We start from the raw sequence: 17,881 nt of genomic DNA, 5'->3' as shown, positions 1-17,881 counted from the left end.
AATATAGAGAATACAGGGATACAGCAGGAGACGGACCGGTCAAGCATCGTGTTTTGAAGCGGGGCGTGCGGTGCAAGGCGGCCACCGCCGTTCGCGTCCGGGAGTTTGGCGTTGCGCCTTCCGCGTGTCCGGGCTATGGAAGGTTCATCACAACGGACCCGGGTGCGATCCCCGGGTGGCTCTTCCGGCCGCCGATCCGCCGGACAACGCAAAGCATCAGCCTTCATAACCGCTTCGGACCTCGTCCCGGCTGATGCGTTCCTGTTTGCGAAACGTTCAATCCATGTTTTCATTGTCTACCTACCGCCACGAATGGTTTTCCAACATTCGCGGCGACGTGCTTTCCGGCATCGTCGTGGCGCTGGCGCTCATTCCCGAGGCGATCGGCTTTTCCGTCATTGCAGGCGTCGATCCGAAGGTGGGGCTATTCGCCTCCTTTGCCATCGCCTGCGTCGCCGCCTTCACCGGCGGGCGACCCGGCATGATCTCGGCCGCCACGGCGGCAACCGCCGTCGTCATGGTCAGCCTCGTGCGCGACCACGGCCTGCAATACCTCTTTGCCGCCACCATCCTCATGGGCATCCTGCAGATCGCGGGCGGCTTCCTGAAGCTCGGGCGGCTGATGCGCTTCGTGTCGCGCTCCGTCATCACCGGCTTCGTCAACGCGCTGGCGATCCTCATCTTCATGGCGCAGCTGCCGGAACTGATCGGCGTGCCCGGCCTGACCTATGTCATGATCGCGCTCGGCCTCGGGATCATCTATCTCTTCCCCTACGTGACGAAGGCGATCCCGTCGCCGCTGGTTGCCATCGCGGTGCTGACGGCGGTTGCCGTCTTCGGTGGGCTCGACCTGCGCACCGTCGGCGATCTCGGAGAGCTGCCCTCAAGCCTGCCGATCTTTGGCCTGCCGGACGTGCCGCTGACCTGGGAAACGCTCCGGATCATCTTCCCTTACTCCGTGACGCTGGCAGCCGTCGGCTTGCTCGAATCGCTGCTGACGGCGCAGATCGTCGACGACATGACGGACACGCCGAGCAACAAGAGCCAGGAATGCGTGGGGCAGGGGGCCGGCAACATCGCCTCCGCGCTGATCGGCGGCATGGGCGGCTGCGCGATGATCGGCCAGTCGGTGATCAACGTGTCCTCCGGCGGTCGCGGGCGGCTTTCCACGTTCGTCGCCGGTGCCTTCCTGCTGTTCCTCATCCTCGTTCTCGACGATATCGTGCGCATCATTCCGATGGCCGCTCTCGTCGCGGTGATGATCATGGTCTCGATCGGCACCTTCTCCTGGCGGTCGATCCTCGACCTGCGGACCAACCCGCTGTCATCCTCCGTCGTCATGCTGGCAACGGTGGTTACCGTCGTCGCGACGCATGACCTTGCCAAGGGCGTCATCGTCGGCGTGCTTTTGTCGGGCGTGTTCTTCGCCGGAAAAGTCGCAAAGCTTTTCCGCGTCGTGCCGCTTGGTGACGCCAATGCCCGGACCTACCGTGTGGAAGGTCAGGTCTTCTTCGCCTCGGCCGACAGCTTCATTGCGGCCTTCGACTTCGGTGAAAAGACCGGCAGCGTCACCATCGACGTCTCCGCCGCGCATTTCTGGGATATTACGGCCGTCGGCGCGCTCGACAAGGTGGTGCTGAAGTTCCGCCGATCCGGCGTTCCCGTCGAGGTCGTCGGCCTGAACGAGGCGAGTGCCACGATGCTTGATCGCTTCGCCGTGCACGACAAGCCGGATGCTCCGGCACTGCCGCAAGCCTCGCACTGAGGCATGAAAAAGCCCGCCGGGCTCCGTGAGAGGCTGCGGGCTCAGGTTGCCGGTGAGGGGTGTGGTCGTGCAGCGTCATCGTCGGCCTTGTTCCGAGGATCTGCTAACCTGAAGAAGATCAAAGCGTTGCAGATGCCCGGGACAGGCCCGAGCATGACGGCGGAGAGAGTTCTGGACGTCAGGAGGCGTGGAACCCGCCGGCCTACGTGTTGCATGCCGGCGGGTTTTCCGTTTCAGGTAGCGTCAGTCGTTCGCGGTCACCTTGACGCCCAGCACGCTTGGCAGCGTGTTCGGCGCACCCATGCCGGCGCCCATGATCATCGGGAAGGGGACGGGCTTGGCCGGTTCTGCCGTGATCGTCAGGTTCTTCGGCGCGTCGAGATAGGCATTGATGGCGGCCGTCAGCTCGTTCTGGAGATCGGGAACGTTCAGCTGCGCGATCATGATCGGAGCGAGGCCCTTCAGCGACTGCGCCAGCTGCTCGCCCGTGACGCCCTGTTCCGCACCGAAATAGTCGAGCAGGCGCTTGGTGATCGAGGCATCCTCGAAGCGGATCGAAGCGGAGTTGAAGTTCAGCTGTTGGATGAGGCCCATTGCCGACAGCCCGAGCGCCTGATTGGCGGCGTCCTTGTTCGGGTTGGCCTCGGCCGCCTTGAACGCTTCCTGCAACGAATTCAGCAGCTGGAGCGTGTAGCCGGACACATTGAAGCCGACCGAAAGGCGGCCGACATTGTCGACGTTGAGCGAGTTGTCACGCACGGCAAAGACGCCCGAGGCAAGATCCCAGCTGCCTTCCACGGTGAACTCGCCGGTCGGGTTCTGCAGGCCGAGCTTGTCGATCGCCATCTTGGTCTTGGCGTCCTTGACGTCCGAAAGGTCGGCCTTCACGCCGCTGACGATGCCGTCGAAATCGATGCCCTTGTCGTCATCCTGACGGGTCAGGTTGCTTTCCGACTTGTCGATGGCGAACACGGTCTTGCCGGCGATCTCGACCGCGATCGGACCGGTTCCGGCCGATTCGTAATAGAGCAGATCATCGATGCTTCCGGTTCCGGTCTTGGCGGGAACACGAAGACCGGTGATGGAGATGTCCTTGGCGGTCAGGCGAGCGCCGTCGGACGTCCGGTCGATGTCCGGGAAGACGACCGTTTCGACCGTGTAACCCCCGTCCGAGAGTTCCTCGACGCCATCGAAGCTGAGGTCGCCGATCTTCAGTTCGTCCGTCTTCTTGACCGTGCTCTGGACGCTGGCGCCCTTCAGGACCACGCTGTCATCGTTGACATCGACTGCCTCGTAAGCAAGCGTCGCGCCGTTGCTGGCGTAGGCCGCGTTGAGTTTGTCAACGAAATCGACACCATCGAGCGCGAAGGCTGGCGAGGCGAGGCCGGCAAAGGCCACACCCGCCAGCAGGAAGCGAAGTCTTGGAAACTGCATCATCATTTGGTCCTTGAAAAGCCTGTGATATCGGGGTCGATGTCTCCAAGGCGATTGGGGCGGAAATATATGCGGCTGGCGGGAAAATGTCAGGTCGGTATCATGCTTTATTTGGCGACAGGCTTAATCGACCCGTTCCATCGCGCCCGGCGGTTAGCTGGGGATAGCGTCGGCAAGACAACTTGATGTTCACGGTTTGTTGAGGTAGCTACGAAGCCATGGGACAGAGCCTTTTGCCGCCGTCGGGCGGAGACGATCATATTCAGCCCGTCGATCTGAAGGCGGCACTGGAAGAGCGCTATCTTGCCTATGCGCTCTCCACCATCATGCACCGCGCTCTGCCGGACGTTCGCGACGGCCTGAAGCCGGTCCATCGCCGCATTATCCATGCGATGAGCGAGATGGGTATTCGCCCGAATACCGCCTTCAAGAAATGCGCCCGTATCGTCGGTGACGTCATCGGTAAGTTCCACCCGCATGGCGACCAGTCGGTCTACGATGCGCTCGTGCGCCTCGCCCAGGATTTCTCCCAGCGCTATCCGCTGGTCGATGGACAGGGCAATTTCGGCAATATCGACGGCGATAATGCTGCGGCCTACCGATACACCGAAGCGCGTATGACCGAGGTCGCGGCGCTGCTTCTGGAAGGCATCGATCAGGACGCCGTCGACTTCCGCGCCACCTATAACGAGGAAGACGAAGAGCCGGTCGTCATGCCCGGCGCTTTCCCCAACCTGCTGGCCAACGGCGCCTCCGGGATCGCGGTGGGAATGGCGACCTCCATTCCGCCGCACAATGCGCATGAGCTTTGCGATGCCGCGCTGCTGCTGATCCGCAAGCCGGATGCGACGATCGAGGAGCTGGTCGATCTCGTTCCGGGCCCGGACTTCCCGACCGGCGGCATCATCATCGACAACAAGGCCAGCATCACGGAGGCCTATCGGACCGGTCGCGGCGGTTTCCGCGTGCGGGCGAAGTGGGTCGTCGAAGATCTCGGTCGCGGTGTCTGGCAGATCGTCGTCACGGAAATTCCCTACCAGGTGCAGAAATCACGGCTGATCGAAAAGATCGCAGAGCTGCTGATCGCCCGCAAGTTGCCGCTGCTCGAAGACGTGCGCGACGAATCCGCCGAAGACGTGCGTGTCGTGCTGGTGCCGAAGAGCCGCAGCGTCGATCCCACGATCATGATGGAGTCGCTGTTCCGCCTGACGGATCTCGAAAACCGGTTCCCGCTGAACATGAACGTGCTGTCGATGGGGCGTGTCCCCCGCGTCATGTCGATCTTCGACGTCCTGACGGAATGGCTGCAGCACCGTCGCGAGGTCTTGCAGCGCCGGTCGCGTTTCCGTCTGGCCGCTATCGAGCGCCGACTGGAGATCCTCGGCGGCTACCTGATTGCCTATCTCAACCTCGATGAGGTCATCCGCATCATCCGCGAAGAGGACGAGCCGAAGCCGTCCTTGATGAAGCGGTTCACGCTGACCGATCTCCAAGCCGAATCGATCCTCAACATGCGCCTGCGCTCGCTGCGCAAGCTGGAGGAATTCGAGATCCGCACCGAATTCGACGGTCTGACGGCCGAGAAGGCCGAGATCGACGCGCTGCTCGCGTCCAACGAAAAGCAGTGGCAGACGGTTGCCTGGGAAATCGGCGAGGTGAAGAAAAAGTTCGCCAAGGCGACCGAGCTTGGCCGCCGCCGCACGCTGTTTGCCGATGCGCCGGAGACGGACGACGAGGCCATCCAGCAGGCGATGATCGAAAAAGAGCCGATCACGGTCGTGCTCTCGCAAAAAGGGTGGATCCGCGCGCTGAAGGGGCACATCTCCGACACCGCGACGCTGCAGTTCAAGGAAGGCGATGCGCTGAAATTCGCCTTTCCGGCATCGACCACGGACCGCATTTTGATCGTTACCACAGGTGGCAAGGCCTATACGCTCGGCGGCGACAAGCTGCCCGGCGGGCGCGGCCATGGCGAGCCGCTGCGGATCATGGTCGATATGGAAAACGATCAGGACGTGCTGACCGCCTTCGTGCACGACGCGACACGCAAGCTGCTGATCGCATCGGCCGCCGGCAATGGTTTCGTGATTTCCGAAAACGAGATGGTCGCCAATACCCGCAAGGGAAAGCAGATCCTCAACGTCGCCATGCCGGACGAGGCCAAGATGGTCGTGACGGTCAAGGGCGATCAGGTCGCGATTATCGGCGAAAACCGCAAGCTCCTCGTCTTCCCGCTGGCGCAGATCCCGGAAATGACCCGTGGCAAGGGCGTGCGCCTCCAGCGCTACAAGGACGGCGGCGTCTCCGATATCCGCTGCTTCACGCTGGCAGACGGTTTGACCTGGAGCGACAGCGCTGGCCGAAGCTTCACCAAGACCCCGGCCGAACTCACCGAATGGATCGCCGACCGCGGCACCGCCGGGCGTGTCGTGCCGAAGGGCTTTCCGCGGAGCGGGAAGTTTGGGGGGTGAGGCGTGTGCTGCGGCCGAGTGATCAACGCCCGGTCATGAGCCGGTCTGGCGCATAGCGCAGTCTCTAGCTTGTTGTTTTAGCCGCATTATCCGACGCCGATGCGACGACGCTTCGGCTGGAATTGCTCTACGACTGCGCGTCCAGAGGTTTCACGACGTCTCTGAGGAAGCGCACAGCGCCTTCCTCGTTGATATCACCGGAAGCGACGCCCAATACGAAGCTGTAGAGGATCGCGTCGGTCGTTTCGATCTGGAAGCCGTTTTCCATCAGGAAGACCGCGCAGGCCACGATAGCGATGCGCTTGTTTCCGTCGATGAATGCATGATTCTTGGCCAAGCCGAACACGTAGGTCGCAGCGAGTTCAATGACATCGTCACATCCGTAGGTCGCACGGTTGAGGGGCCTGCCAAGAGCGGACTCCAGTGCTCCTTCGTCTCGCAATCCGTATGAGCCTCCGAAACGTTCGATCTGGCGTGAGTGCAAAATCTCTACCAGAGTCCGATCGAGGAAGATGAAATCGGTCATTCCGCAAGCTTTTTCAGCGCGACCTTGTAACGGTCCATGAAAGCTTCAGCATGCGCCAGTTGCCGCGTAAACTGCTCGTCGGGCACTCGGAGTGTCAGAGTGCTGGCCTCCACCTGAACCTCCAGTTCATCACCGGCCTTTACGCCCATACGATCCAGCACGTCCTTGGGCAGGATGACGCCTTCGGAATTTCCGATTTTGCGGATGGTGATGTTCATGATCTCGATCCTTGTTATAACCTGAGTTATAACAAAAAGGAGACGCTCATACAAGCGGGCGGTAAAAACGATCTGCTATTGCGAATGAAAAGCGATTTAACCCGCCGCATCCTCGCCCGCAGGCCCCGAGTATCGTTCCCAACCACGGGCCATCAGATGCTCCTGCGGCAGGAACTTCGTCTTGTAGTTCATCTTGCGGGAGCCTTTGACCCAGTAACCGAGATAGACGTGGGGCAGGCCGCGATCTCTTGCCTTGCGGATGTGATCGAGGATCATGAACGTGCCGAGGGACCGGTCGGAAAAGGCGGGGTCGAAATAGGAATAGACCATCGACAGGCCGTCGCCCATCTTGTCGGTCAGCGCGGCGGCGATCAGCGGGCCGTTAGCCCGGCCGGAAATACCGTCGCCTTCTGCGCGCAGACGGTATTCGATGATCTTCGTGTTCACATGGGTGTCCTCGACCATCATCGCATAGTCGAGCACCGACATGTCCGACATGCCGCCCTTCTGGTGGCGGTGGTCGAGATAGCGTCGGAAGAGGGCGTATTGCTCACTCGACGGCTCTGCCGGGTATTCGGTAGAGACGACGTCGGTATTCTCGGCGAGCACCCGCTTCATGGAGCGCGTGGGCTTGAACTCACCGGCGACGATGCGCACGGAAACGCAGGCGCGGCAGCTTTCGCAGGCGGGGCGGTACGCGATGTTCTGCGAGCGGCGAAAGCCGCCCTGCGTGAGGAGGTCGTTCAGCTCCGGCGCCCGCTCGCCCACCATATGGGTAAACACCTTCCGCTCCATCTCATGCGGCAGGTAGGGGCAAGCCGCCGGTGCCGTAAGATAGAACTGCGGAGACGGGGCGGTGTGGGTGTTCATGTTCATCTGGGGCGGCGATCACACTTCATGACCATACGATCACACGACAGCGTCGTGCGCCATGTCAGGCGCACTCGGGTTCGCTGTAGCACTTACCTGCTGCATCATCTCATCCTGAAATCGACTCCGATTTACCGGATTATGCAGTAGCATGGCTCAAGAATGAAAAAGGTCAACCGGCCGTTAACACGACCGGTCGAAAACACGTCGGATTGATGCGGCAGTGTGGCCGCGCGGGCGCTTCTAGCGTAGCGGGTAACTGTCGCGGCGCACGGTAACCGTTCCGATGAGGAAGTCGTGGAGCAGACGACCACGATCCGTGAAAAGGCCGATCAGCACGATGAACGGCGTCAGGAAGGCGTTCGCGATCCAGAAGATCACGAGATGCACGATCGCCGTCATGAAATCCATGGGCCGCCCGTCGGTGCGCGCAATCGCCAGTCCCATCATGGCCATCCCAGGCGATGCCTGCGAACGACCACCAACCGTGACGCCGAAATAGAGCATGGCGACGATGGCAAAGAGTGCGGGATAGAGCAGGAAGCCGAAGCCGAGCGTCAGGATGCCGAGGAAGAACACGACGACGGCCGCGGGAATCCACAGCAGCGCGACGAAGAGATAATCGACGCAGAACGCGATGGAACGACGGCTGAGAACGCCGCGATAGGCGCGCCAGTCGGTACTGGGAAAGCGAACGTCATCATGGCTTACGGTCATCTGGGTCTCCATTTCGATACATGGAATATGGGAATTCGCGGTCTTCTCTACAATGGCACGGTCTATCTCCGGGCCCAGACCGTGATCAAAGAGACATCGATCCCGTCATAGCCATTCGATGTCCGACGCTGCATGTCGAGACGAGCCCACGGCTGAAGCTCGAACTGTTCTCGCAGCCAGTCGTGCGAAGGAAAATTGAAGTGGCGGCCGAGGCTGTCTTGGCCTTCCCCGTTGCCCTCTTTGAAGGTCGCGAAAAAGATGCCATCGGACCGCAATGCGCTGTGAATGCGATGCAGGATGGCTGCAAGCTCGGCGCGGGGCGCATGCAGCAGGGAGGCATTGGCCCAGACGCCGTCGAATGCCGCCAGCTCCTTAAGTTCAATGAAGCGCATGACGCGGACAGGACGTCCGAGCCGCCGTTCCGCCTCCCGCGCCATCTCCGGCGAGCCGTCCGTTGGCAATACATCGAAACCGCGATCCAGCAGGAGACGACTGTCATGCCCTCCACCGCAACCAAGTTCGAGCACGCGTGCACCCGGCGGGAGAAGTCCACTGAACGTCTCGAGGTCTTCAATGTCGCGATCCTTGCCCGACCACTCGGCATAGGCGCCAGCCTCTTTCGCGTAAAAGGCAAGGGTCGGATCCGGCGGGTTCTGCATGGTACGACTATCCTTTCCGGGCCAGCAGTCGCGCGACATCCAGTGCGAAATAGCTCAGGATGCCGTCGCAGCCGGCGCGTTTGAAGGCGAGCAGGGTTTCCATCATGACGCGCTCCTCGTCGATCCAGCCCTGGGCGCCAGCGGCTTTGATCATCGAATATTCGCCAGAGACCTGGTAGGCGAAGACAGGAAGGCCGAACGCGTCTTTCATGCGCCAGCAGATGTCGAGATAGGGCAGGCCGGGCTTCACCATCATCATATCGGCACCTTCCTCCACGTCGAGGGCGGCGTCGCGGAGGGCCTCGGTGGCATTGGCTGGGTCTATGTAATAGGTCTTCTTGTCACCCTTCAGCAGGCCGCTGGTGCCGATGGCTTCGCGGTAGGGGCCGTAGAAGGCCGAGGCGAACTTGGTGGCATAGGCCATGATGCCGACATTCTGGTGACCGGCGGCATCCAGTGCCTGACGGATCACGCCGATTCGGCCATCCATCATGTCTGAGGGCGCGATGATATCGGCGCCGGCATCGGCCTGCGCGACGGCGGCGCGGGCGATCTGGGATACGGTCTCGTCATTGACGATCTCGCCGGCGCGCAGAATGCCGTCATGACCGTGGCTGGTAAACGGGTCGAGCGCAACGTCGGTGATGACGCCGATGCCGGGCACCGCCTTCTTGATGGCGCGGGTCGCCTGATTGATGAGGTTGTCGGCATCCAGACTGTGCGAGCCTGTGTCGTCCCGCAGTGACATATCCACATTCGGAAAAGTGGCGAGCGCGGGAATGCCGAGGTCGGCAGCCTCGCGCGCGGCCTCGACCGCCTTGTCGACGCTCAGGCGCATGACGCCGGGCATGGCCGCAATCGGCTCGACCACGTTCGTGCCGGGCACGAGGAAGATCGGCCAGATCAGGTCGTCCACCGTCAGCTGGTTCTCGCGCACCATTCGCCGTGTCCAGTCCGCCTTTCGGTTGCGGCGCATGCGGCGATGTCCGGTGATGAGGTCCACGATGTCGGTCTTGTCGGTCATCTCTCGTCTTTCCATGGCTTGAGCCGGAAGCAGGGCAGCGGAAGCCCGTTGGCATTGAGTGCGTGTGCGCAGTGGGCGGGTCGCTCCGCCACGCTCGCAAGGCTCTCGGGAATGGGTCTCTTTTATCATGGCTGGCAGGCGAGGCAAAATCGCGGTGGTGCGGCGTGTCGTCCCACAAGCCTGAAGCCGTATAGACGCACCGATAACCACGCACGCAAAAGCGCCGTGGTGATGAAGGGCAAGGTCGGACGGGCGCTGGAAGCTGCCGCGTGGGGTAGATAGTGGAAGATGACATCTTCCAGCGCCTCGTTCGGTGGTTTTTCCCGCAGGCCGGCTGTCTTGCAGAAGCTTCCATCGGCTCGACCCGATGGCGCGTCCGGCAGTCGCGGCGCGACTTGCCGGGTTTCACAGGACGACCGCGGTTTCAACGGTCGCCGCCTCTTCAATGACATCGCCACGCCGAAGGCCCTTTCGAGGTCTACGACGGACAGCCCTTTCACGAGCCCGTATGGGAGGACATGCGTCGTTTCCTCACATCCGGCACCGGCCCCGCCTCGCCGGAACGCCTTCCGGTGCATCCGATAACGGGACGGGCAAAGTATGCTGCGGCAAAAGCGGGCGGGGAAAAGAGGCGCCATGTTTTTTTGCAAGGCGCGGTTGGAAAGCCTGCCGCCGGGAAGAAGGACATGCCGCGATGACTGTTAGCGCTTCCGCGTTCTCCCCGGTCTGGCGGTTGCCCGCGTCCGCCCTTATGGTCGCCGCCATGTCCGATGATTCTGTCCATGTTCCCAAGGTCTCGCTCACGGAGACGCTGTTCGGCGTCTTCCTGCGGCTGGTGGCGATCTCATGCTTCTGGTTCGGCCTGAACTACTGGGCGCTGCTGATCGGCTATTCCTTCAACGGGTCGGGGCGGTTCGATCTGCTGACCGTGCCATGGCGCGTCGCAGCGGCGACGCTGGCGGTTGCCTACCCCGTGGCGGCGCTCGGCCTGTGGCTTCTGGTGTCCTGGGGGCCGGTCATATGGGTCGTTGCGGCGGCGACCGAAATCGTCATGTTCGGCTTCTATCCCGACCTCTTCGGCAGCAAGCCGCTGATCCTTGTCTTGCATGGCGGAGCGGCCCTGATCTTCGTCGCATTTCGCGGCGTGATCCTCTTTCAGCGCATGCGTTAGCAGCGGGGTGCAAGATTTGATTCACCCTGACACAGATGCCGCCAATGGTAAGCTCATGTTAAGGCTGCGGTTTAAGTAGAATTTTATACGTATTCGATAGTGTCTCCCTCAAGGCGGGAAAACATAACCACCGCCACCAAAACAGAGAGAGACCGTCATCATGAACACCAAGCTCAAGGCACAGGCTTCTTCCAATAGCTCGGGCAACACCGTTGCTCACAAAGACCCGCAGGAAGATGCGATCCGCTCCCTGTACATGGAATCGCTCCACCTCGTCGAGCGCCTGCACCGTCGCCTGCTCGACGTCATCAAGGACGAATTCGACCGGCAGGGCCGCAGCGACGTCAACGCCGTCCAGGCGCTTCTCCTCTTCAACATCGGCAACTCGGAACTGACGGCAGGCGAGCTGCGCTCGCGGGGTTACTACCTCGGCTCCAACGTATCCTACAACGTCAAGAAGCTCGTCGACCTCGGCTTCATCAACCACCAGCGCTCGCGCATCGACCGCCGTTCCGTCCGCATCAGCCTGACGGAAGACGGTCAGGGCATCGCCGAGACGGTGGCCAAGCTTTATGAGCGTCACATCGGCTCGATCCACAAGGTCGGCGGCATCGGCACCGACGAGTTCAGCCAGATGAACAAGCTGCTCCAGCGCCTTGACCGCTTCTGGAACGACTCGATCGCCTATCGCATGTAAAGCACGACGGTATACGATCCTCTTTGAACAGGCCGGGCGCGGGATGGCGTCCGGCCTTTCTCATGTCTGGCGGAAGCGCGGGAAGATCGCAGCCTCAACGTGCACCGTCACGATGTTGTCAACGGTCGTGATGCAGGCTTGAGGTCAGGGTGTTGCGGCGTTTTCCCGATGTCCGGTATGGCCCTGAAATCAAGGCGGCCAAGGTTGTTGCAGGAAGGACGCAGTACCTTGCCTCCCGGTGCTTTGAGGCCCTTTCCCACTGGTTGTGTGACACCGTTTGGCCATATTGGTATGGGACGTGAAATGCTGAAAAACCGGCCCGTATCGTGGGTCGGTCAAACGGTTTCCGGCGCTGGTGCGCACGCAGTCGCGGGGTCTTCAGGACCTCTTCGTCCGCCGAGGCGCCAAGCCCGCTCCGGGTAGGTTCGCCTTTGTTAACCGTAATCGTGATAGCGCTGAAGGCGAAATTCGCCTCGCAGCATCTGATGGTAGGGATCATGTCGAAGAAAAACGGAATCGATGCTCATAGCCGCCGCGCCTTCCTGCGCTCCGCCGCCACGCTTGGCGCGGCAGCCTGGGCCGGTGGTGCGTTCGCGCAGGACGCGCTTGTGGACATCATCAACGCACCGCGCCGCGGCGTGTGGGACGACCAGTTCGACGCACAGGCCTCGCGCACCGCGCTCGCGGTGTCGTCCAACAATCCGATCTTCAGCATGGAGACCATCTACAACACGCAGACGGCGATCGGTCAGTATCAGCGCATCGTGTCGGCCGGCGGTTGGCCCGAGGTCAATCCGTCGCAGCGGCTGGAGCTTGGCGTTTCCGACCCGTCGGTGCAGGCGCTGCGTCAGCATCTGATCGCTGCCGGCGATCTCGATCAATCGGCCGGCATGTCGAACAGCTTCGACAGCTATGTGGATGGCGCCGTGAAGCGCTTCCAGGCCCGCCACGGTCTTCCGCCCGATGGCGTTCTCGGCGAATATTCGCTGAAGGCTTTGAACATTTCGGCGAATGTGCGCCTGCAGCAGCTGAACACCAATCTCGTGCGCCTGCAGTCCATGTCGGGCGACCTTGGCATGCGTCACGTCGTGGTCAACATTCCCGCAGCCTATATCGAGGCGGTAGAGAACGGCCGCGTGGTTCAGCGCCATACGGCAATCGTCGGCCGCCTGTCGCGCCCGACGCACATCATCAATTCGAAGATCTATGAGGTCATCCTCAACCCGTACTGGACCGCGCCGCGCTCGATCGTCGAGAAGGACATCGTGCCTTTGATGCGCAAGGACCCAGAATACCTCAAGAAGAACGCCATCCGCCTTATCGACGGGCAGGGCAACGAGGTCTCGCCGGAAACGATCGACTGGAACGCCGAAAAGGCCCCGAACCTGACGTTCCGTCAGGACCCCGGCAAGATCAACGCCATGGCATCGACGAAGATCAACTTCCACAACCCGAACAACGAATACATGCACGACACGCCGTCGCAGGGCCTGTTCAACAAGCTCGCGCGCTTCGAAAGCTCCGGCTGCGTGCGTGTGCAGAACGTGCGCGACCTCACGACCTGGCTCCTGCGCGACACGCCCGGCTGGTCCCGCAGCCAGATCGAGGCGACCATCCGCTCAGGCCAGAACAACCCCATCAAGCTCGCGGTCGAAGTGCCCGTCTACTTCAAGTACATCACGGCCTGGGCTGCCAAGGACGGCGTCGTGCAGTTCCGCGACGACATCTACCAGATGGACGGCGAACAGGAACTGGCGCTCCAGACGACCACCGGCATCGAGCCTGTCACCGGCGGCCTCGACGGCGGCATCGCGCAGTAAGCATTTTTTATGAAGATTTCGACGGCCGCGCTTCCTGGGAGTGCGGCCGTTTTTGTTTGAACGTATCAAGCTGCTCCTCATCCGGCTGCCACACGCTTCCTACGCGCTCAACGATGTGTGGGCCACGTCCCCTCTCCCCGCAGGCGGGGAGAGGGCTAGGGTGAGGGGCCATCCGCAGCGCTTGTGGTTTGAGCTGACGTCTGCCCCTCATCTGCCTGCCGGCATCTTCTCCCCGTTCTGACGGGGAGAAGAAACGTGTGGTTGCGGTTGCATTCCCCTCATCAACGTCGCAGCATGGGCTTCTTCTGCCACAGAGGTGGGCAGCCCCGAAGCGGAGGGCGCATGCGAGGGCCGAACGAGACGAGAACGGAGCGGGCACGCACACTGCGCCAAGCGGATAACAATGCCGAGCGCCTGTTGTGGAGCGAACTGCGCGGACGTCGGTTGAACGGCCTGAAGTTCGTGCGGCAGCTGGCGATCGATCGGTACTTCGCGGATTTTGCCTGCCGGGACATTCGTCTTGTCGTGGAGGTTGACGGTCATCAGCATGCGGGCAGCGATTACGATCGGGTAAGGAACGCGTATATGGTTGCCAATGGCTGGAATGTTGCGCGGTTCTGGAACAGTCACGTTCTGCATGACATGCGGTCGGTTCTCGAGACCATTGTGGCAATCGCTGAAGGCCGTCTGAATGAACCGGTGGCTTCGACCGATCTGACGCTCGTGTTGGCATCCTAACCCAAGGCATTCTGAAGCAACGATCACAGGATCTCCCCCCCATAGCGCAGACGCCGCGGCAAATGGCGCAAAACGCGGGGCGCGGGTTGCCCTTGGCATGCGAGGGAGATAAACACCGTGCCACCGCCCCACAGGAGCCTGATCATGAGCGATACAGCCGCCAACGACGTCTTCTTCAACCGGTCTCTCGCCGATAGCGACCCGGATATTTTCGGTGCGATCGAGAAGGAGCTGGGTCGCCAGCGCCACGAGATCGAGCTGATCGCCTCTGAAAACATCGTCTCGCGCGCCGTGCTGGAAGCGCAGGGCTCGATCATGACCAACAAATATGCCGAGGGCTATCCGGGCAAGCGCTATTATGGCGGCTGCCAGTTCGTCGATATCGCCGAGGAACTGGCGATCGACCGGGCGAAGCAGCTGTTCGGCGTCAACTTCGCCAATGTGCAGCCCAATTCCGGCTCGCAGATGAACCAGGCCGTGTTCCTGGCGCTGTTGCAGCCGGGCGATACCTTCATGGGCCTCGACCTGAACTCGGGCGGGCACCTGACGCATGGGTCGCCGGTCAACATGTCCGGCAAGTGGTTTAACGTCGTCTCCTATGGCGTGCGCGAGGAAGATCACCTTCTCGACATGGATGCCGTGGCCGAAAGCGCGCGCAAGCACAAGCCGAAGCTGATCATCGCCGGCGGCACCGCCTATTCGCGCATCTGGGACTGGAAGCGTTTCCGCGAGATCGCCGACGAGGTCGGTGCGTGGCTGATGGTCGACATGGCGCACATCGCCGGTCTGGTTGCCGGTGGTCAGCACCCGTCGCCGTTCCCGCATTGCCACGTCGCCACCACGACGACGCACAAGTCGCTTCGCGGCCCGCGTGGCGGCATGATCCTCACCAATGATGAGGATCTGGCGAAGAAGTTCAACTCGGCCGTCTTCCCCGGCCTTCAGGGCGGCCCTCTGATGCACGTCATCGCGGCGAAGGCGGTTGCCTTCGGCGAGGCGTTGAAGCCAGAGTTCAAGGACTATGCGGCCCAGATCGTCAAGAATGCCAAGACGCTTTCGCAGACGCTGGTCGATGGCGGTCTCGATATCGTCTCCGGCGGCACCGACAACCACCTGATGCTGGTCGATCTTCGCAAGAAGAACGCGACGGGCAAGCGAGCGGAGGCGGCTCTCGGCCGCGCCTACATCACCTGCAACAAGAACGGCATTCCCTTCGATCCGGAAAAGCCTTTCGTGACATCCGGCGTGCGCCTCGGCACCCCGGCCGGCACGACGCGTGGTTTCAAGGAAGCCGAATTCCGCGAAATCGGCAACCTGATCGTCGAGACGCTGGATGGCCTGAAGGCCGCGAATTCCGATGAGGGCAATGCGGCTGTGGAAGCCGGCGTGCGCGAAAAGGTCGTGGCACTGACGGGCCGCTTCCCGATGTACGGCTACCTGTAAGGCCGTTACGCCATGCGCTGCCCTTTTTGCGGATCGGAAGATAGCCAGGTCAAGGATTCCAGACCTGCGGAAGACGGGGCGGCCATTCGCCGCCGCCGTATCTGTCCGGATTGCGGCGGGCGCTTCACCACGTTCGAGCGCGTGCAATTGCGCGAGCTTATGGTGCTGAAGAAGACCGGTCGGAAGGCGCCTTTCGACCGGGAGAAGCTGATGCGTTCGTTCGAGATCGCGCTGCGCAAGCGGCCGGTGGAACGCGAGCGGATCGAGCGGGCCGTTTCCGGCATCGTCCGGCGGCTGGAGAGCTCGGGCGAAAGCGAGATCGCTTCGGAGGAAATCGGCCTGCAGGTGCTGGAAGCGCTGAAGGCACTCGATGACGTCGCCTTCGTGCGCTATGCCTCCGTCTATCGGGATTTCTCCTATGCGGAGGATTTCGAGAAGGTGATGGCGGAGCTCTCCGCCAAGATCGCCCGTGACCCCGGCGCCTGACCGGAAACCCGAGATATGACGCCCACCGACGACCAGAAAGCCGATGATGCCGCCGACGACGCGGGCGGCGTCGGCTTGGCCCCCGGCGTGCCGGCGGACGAGCAGCTGATGGCGGAAGCGATCGCGGTCGGCGCCGGCAATCTGGGCTTTACGGGCAGCAACCCGTCGGTCGGCTGCCTGATCGTGCGAGAAGACGGGGACGGCCCGCGCGTTATCGCCGCTGCCGTTACCGCACCCGGCGGCCGTCCGCATGCGGAAACGCAAGCGCTGGCGCAAGCCGGAGAGGCCGCGCGCGGCGCTACCGCCTATGTCACGCTCGAACCCTGCTCCCACCACGGACATACGCCGCCCTGTGCCGATGCCCTGATCAAGGCGGGTGTCGCCCGCGTCGTCGTGTCCGTCGTGGATCCTGATATCCGCGTTTCCGGTCGCGGCATCGCCATGCTGCGCGAGGCCGGCATCGCCGTGGAAACGGGCGTCCTGGCGGCGCAGGGCGAGCGCGCACTCGAAGCCTATCTCATGCGCAAACGCGTCGGCCGTCCGCATGTCACGCTGAAGCTTGCGCTTTCGCGCGACGGCATGATCGGCTCCCGTGCACTGGGTCCGGGACAGGGACAGGTGGCCATCACTGGCCCGGAAAGCCGGAACTACGTGCAGCATCTGCGCGCCCGCTCGGACGGTATTCTGGTCGGCATCGGAACGGTTGGGGCCGATGATCCTGAACTGACGGTGCGATTGCCCGGTCTTGAGGACCGTTCGCCGATACGCATCGTGCTGGATGCAAACCTGCGGCTTTCGCCCGATAGCAAGCTCGCTCGTACGGCTCGTCAGGTTCCGGTTATCGCCGTTGGCGGGGTGCTGTCATCGGAAGATGGAGATGCGGACGCCGACGGGCGGCAGGCCCGCGCCGATGCCCTGTCGGCGCTCGGCGTCGAGGTGCTCGAGTGGGATCCGCGCCGCCTCGATCTGCTGCTCCCGGCGCTTGCCAGCCGGGGCCTTTCCTCGCTTCTTGTGGAGGGGGGCGCAAGTACCGCAGCCTCTTTCCTCGAAGCGGATATGGTCGATCGTCTCCTTCTTTTCACCGGCTCACCGACCATTGGCGCTGACGGAATCGCATCGCCCATCCGCCCCGGTCTTGTACGGGCGCCATTCGTGCATACGTCTGGCGAAGCCTTCGGGCCTGACCACCTGGATATTTACGAGAGGACACCCTGATGTTCACCGGCATCGTGACTGACATCGGCAGGGTCGCAAGCGTGACGCCGCTCGATGAGGGCGTTCGGCTGCGGGTCGCGACGGCCTACGATCCCGCCACAATCGATATCGGCGCGTCCATCTCGCATTCCGGCGTCTGCCTGACCGTAACGGCACTGCCGGAGGCCGGAGCAAATGAGCGCTGGTTCGAAGTGGAAGCGTGGGAAGAGGCGCTGCGGCTGACGACAATCGCCGGCTGGTCGTCCGGCGCGCGGGTCAATCTGGAGCGGGCGCTGAAGATCGGCGACGAACTGGGCGGTCACATCGTATCCGGCCATATCGACGGCACGGCCGAGATTCTCTCGGTGGAAGCGGAAGGGGAGGCCACCCGCTTTCGGCTGAACGCACCCGAACACCTCGCACGCTTCGTGGCTCCCAAGGGCTCCGTCGCGCTCGACGGGACGTCGCTGACCGTCAACGCCGTCAATGGCACGGAATTCGATGTGCTCCTGATCCGCCACTCGCTGGAGGTCACCACCTGGGGCGAGCGGAAGGCGGGCGACCGAGTCAATTTCGAGGTGGACACGATGGCGCGCTATGCCGCGCGTCTTGCCGACTTCCCTGCAAAGGGTATCTGACGCACTCCGT

17 protein-coding genes and 1 other annotated feature are annotated in these 17,881 nt (G+C 62.2%); of the genes, 10 read left to right on the top strand and 7 right to left on the bottom strand.

Features of this window, described 5'->3' with window-relative positions:
* Positions 1-151 precede the first annotated feature (151 nt).
* Positions 152-209 (top strand) — a sequence feature (sul1 is cis-regulatory element that is thought to sense ions involved in sulfur or methionine metabolism; They are found in Alphaproteobacteria).
* A gap of 74 nt (positions 210-283) precedes the next feature.
* The gene (locus BSG19_RS11785; RefSeq protein ID WP_092987996.1) at positions 284-1,765 is read left to right on the top strand and encodes a SulP family inorganic anion transporter; all 1,482 of its coding nucleotides are present in this window, start codon (positions 284-286) and stop codon (positions 1,763-1,765) included.
* Positions 1,766-2,008: 243 nt separating this feature from the next.
* Here BSG19_RS11785 and BSG19_RS11780 read toward each other — a convergent pair whose 3' ends face one another.
* The gene (locus BSG19_RS11780; protein WP_092988475.1) at positions 2,009-3,202 is read right to left on the bottom strand and encodes a hypothetical protein; all 1,194 of its coding nucleotides are present in this window, start codon (positions 3,200-3,202) and stop codon (positions 2,009-2,011) included.
* 215 nt (positions 3,203-3,417) lie between these two features.
* On the opposite strand from BSG19_RS11780, the gene parC reads away from it, so the two are divergent.
* Positions 3,418-5,670 (top strand): DNA topoisomerase IV subunit A, encoded by a 2,253-nt coding sequence (parC, locus tag BSG19_RS11775; protein ID WP_092987994.1) that lies wholly within the window; start codon positions 3,418-3,420, stop codon positions 5,668-5,670.
* 127 nt (positions 5,671-5,797) lie between these two features.
* On the opposite strand, the gene BSG19_RS11770 is transcribed toward parC, so the two are convergent.
* The 6 genes from BSG19_RS11770 to hemB form a co-directional block, all read right to left on the bottom strand.
* Positions 5,798-6,196: a type II toxin-antitoxin system death-on-curing family toxin gene (locus BSG19_RS11770; RefSeq protein ID WP_092987992.1), complete on the bottom strand. Its 399-nt coding sequence runs from the start codon at positions 6,194-6,196 to the stop codon at positions 5,798-5,800.
* Positions 6,193-6,414, bottom strand: a complete 222-nt coding sequence (locus BSG19_RS11765) for an AbrB/MazE/SpoVT family DNA-binding domain-containing protein (protein ID WP_092987990.1) — start codon at positions 6,412-6,414, stop codon at positions 6,193-6,195. Before BSG19_RS11765 ends, BSG19_RS11770 begins: the two co-directional genes overlap by 4 nt.
* A 96-nt stretch (positions 6,415-6,510) precedes the next feature.
* Complete coding sequence (locus BSG19_RS11760; protein WP_092988474.1) at positions 6,511-7,284, bottom strand: arginyltransferase; 774 nt, start codon at positions 7,282-7,284, stop codon at positions 6,511-6,513.
* A 243-nt stretch (positions 7,285-7,527) separates the two neighbouring features.
* Entirely contained in the window at positions 7,528-8,001 is a 474-nt protein-coding gene (locus tag BSG19_RS11755) for an RDD family protein (protein WP_092987988.1), read from the bottom strand.
* Positions 8,002-8,063: 62 nt separating this feature from the next.
* A complete protein-coding gene (locus BSG19_RS11750) occupies positions 8,064-8,660 on the bottom strand; it encodes a class I SAM-dependent methyltransferase (RefSeq protein WP_092987986.1) in 597 nt (198 codons plus the stop codon).
* Positions 8,661-8,667: 7 nt separating this feature from the next.
* Positions 8,668-9,684, bottom strand: a complete 1,017-nt coding sequence (gene hemB / locus BSG19_RS11745) for a porphobilinogen synthase (protein ID WP_092987984.1) — start codon at positions 9,682-9,684, stop codon at positions 8,668-8,670.
* A gap of 763 nt (positions 9,685-10,447) precedes the next feature.
* On the opposite strand from hemB, the gene BSG19_RS11740 reads away from it, so the two are divergent.
* From BSG19_RS11740 to BSG19_RS11705, 8 genes are all read left to right on the top strand, one after another.
* Positions 10,448-10,855 carry a DUF6163 family protein gene (locus BSG19_RS11740; protein ID WP_092988473.1) on the top strand — a complete coding sequence of 136 codons (408 nt, stop codon included), beginning with the start codon at positions 10,448-10,450 and terminating at the stop codon, positions 10,853-10,855.
* Positions 10,856-11,015: 160 nt separating this feature from the next.
* A complete protein-coding gene (locus BSG19_RS11735; RefSeq protein ID WP_092987982.1) occupies positions 11,016-11,552 on the top strand; it encodes a transcriptional regulator LdtR in 537 nt (178 codons plus the stop codon).
* A gap of 497 nt (positions 11,553-12,049) precedes the next feature.
* Positions 12,050-13,372: a L,D-transpeptidase family protein gene (locus BSG19_RS11730; protein WP_092987980.1), complete on the top strand. Its 1,323-nt coding sequence runs from the start codon at positions 12,050-12,052 to the stop codon at positions 13,370-13,372.
* Positions 13,373-13,714: 342 nt separating this feature from the next.
* On the top strand, positions 13,715-14,110 hold the full coding sequence (locus BSG19_RS11725) for an endonuclease domain-containing protein (RefSeq protein ID WP_092987979.1): 396 nt from the start codon (positions 13,715-13,717) through the stop codon (positions 14,108-14,110).
* Between the two features lie 144 nt (positions 14,111-14,254).
* Positions 14,255-15,553 (top strand): serine hydroxymethyltransferase, encoded by a 1,299-nt coding sequence (gene glyA, locus BSG19_RS11720; RefSeq protein WP_092987977.1) that lies wholly within the window; start codon positions 14,255-14,257, stop codon positions 15,551-15,553.
* A 12-nt stretch (positions 15,554-15,565) separates the two neighbouring features.
* Entirely contained in the window at positions 15,566-16,039 is a 474-nt protein-coding gene (gene nrdR / locus BSG19_RS11715; RefSeq protein WP_092987975.1) for a transcriptional regulator NrdR, read from the top strand.
* Positions 16,040-16,147: 108 nt separating this feature from the next.
* Complete coding sequence (ribD, locus tag BSG19_RS11710) at positions 16,148-17,254, top strand: bifunctional diaminohydroxyphosphoribosylaminopyrimidine deaminase/5-amino-6-(5-phosphoribosylamino)uracil reductase RibD (RefSeq protein WP_244529238.1); 1,107 nt, start codon at positions 16,148-16,150, stop codon at positions 17,252-17,254.
* Positions 17,254-17,871 (top strand): riboflavin synthase, encoded by a 618-nt coding sequence (locus BSG19_RS11705; protein ID WP_092987971.1) that lies wholly within the window; start codon positions 17,254-17,256, stop codon positions 17,869-17,871. Before ribD ends, BSG19_RS11705 begins: the two co-directional genes overlap by 1 nt.
* The last annotated feature ends 10 nt before the right edge of the window (positions 17,872-17,881 follow it).

It is taken from the genome of Rhizobium sp. NFR03 (genome assembly GCF_900111275.1).
Taxonomy (GTDB): Bacteria; Pseudomonadota; Alphaproteobacteria; order Rhizobiales; family Rhizobiaceae; genus Ferranicluibacter.
This window is presented reverse-complemented; position numbering and strand designations above follow the sequence as displayed.

What these genes read in the sequence shown, in the direction of transcription:
- BSG19_RS11730 (WP_092987980.1), top strand. Translation starts at nt 12,050, where the DNA reads ATGTCGAAGAAAAACGGAATCGATGCTCATAGCCGCCGCGCCTTCCTG.
- glyA (WP_092987977.1), top strand. Translation starts at nt 14,255, where the DNA reads ATGAGCGATACAGCCGCCAACGACGTCTTCTTCAACCGGTCTCTCGCC.
- hemB (WP_092987984.1), bottom strand. Translation starts at nt 9,684, where the DNA reads ATGACCGACAAGACCGACATCGTGGACCTCATCACCGGACATCGCCGC.
- BSG19_RS11770 (WP_092987992.1), bottom strand. Translation starts at nt 6,196, where the DNA reads ATGACCGATTTCATCTTCCTCGATCGGACTCTGGTAGAGATTTTGCAC.
- BSG19_RS11780 (WP_092988475.1), bottom strand. Translation starts at nt 3,202, where the DNA reads ATGATGCAGTTTCCAAGACTTCGCTTCCTGCTGGCGGGTGTGGCCTTT.
- BSG19_RS11705 (WP_092987971.1), top strand. Translation starts at nt 17,254, where the DNA reads ATGTTCACCGGCATCGTGACTGACATCGGCAGGGTCGCAAGCGTGACG.
- BSG19_RS11760 (WP_092988474.1), bottom strand. Translation starts at nt 7,284, where the DNA reads ATGAACACCCACACCGCCCCGTCTCCGCAGTTCTATCTTACGGCACCG.
- BSG19_RS11750 (WP_092987986.1), bottom strand. Translation starts at nt 8,660, where the DNA reads ATGCAGAACCCGCCGGATCCGACCCTTGCCTTTTACGCGAAAGAGGCT.
- nrdR (WP_092987975.1), top strand. Translation starts at nt 15,566, where the DNA reads ATGCGCTGCCCTTTTTGCGGATCGGAAGATAGCCAGGTCAAGGATTCC.
- BSG19_RS11785 (WP_092987996.1), top strand. Translation starts at nt 284, where the DNA reads ATGTTTTCATTGTCTACCTACCGCCACGAATGGTTTTCCAACATTCGC.
- BSG19_RS11755 (WP_092987988.1), bottom strand. Translation starts at nt 8,001, where the DNA reads ATGACCGTAAGCCATGATGACGTTCGCTTTCCCAGTACCGACTGGCGC.
- BSG19_RS11725 (WP_092987979.1), top strand. Translation starts at nt 13,715, where the DNA reads ATGCGAGGGCCGAACGAGACGAGAACGGAGCGGGCACGCACACTGCGC.
- parC (WP_092987994.1), top strand. Translation starts at nt 3,418, where the DNA reads ATGGGACAGAGCCTTTTGCCGCCGTCGGGCGGAGACGATCATATTCAG.
- ribD (WP_244529238.1), top strand. Translation starts at nt 16,148, where the DNA reads ATGGCGGAAGCGATCGCGGTCGGCGCCGGCAATCTGGGCTTTACGGGC.
- BSG19_RS11740 (WP_092988473.1), top strand. Translation starts at nt 10,448, where the DNA reads ATGTCCGATGATTCTGTCCATGTTCCCAAGGTCTCGCTCACGGAGACG.
- BSG19_RS11765 (WP_092987990.1), bottom strand. Translation starts at nt 6,414, where the DNA reads ATGAACATCACCATCCGCAAAATCGGAAATTCCGAAGGCGTCATCCTG.
- BSG19_RS11735 (WP_092987982.1), top strand. Translation starts at nt 11,016, where the DNA reads ATGAACACCAAGCTCAAGGCACAGGCTTCTTCCAATAGCTCGGGCAAC.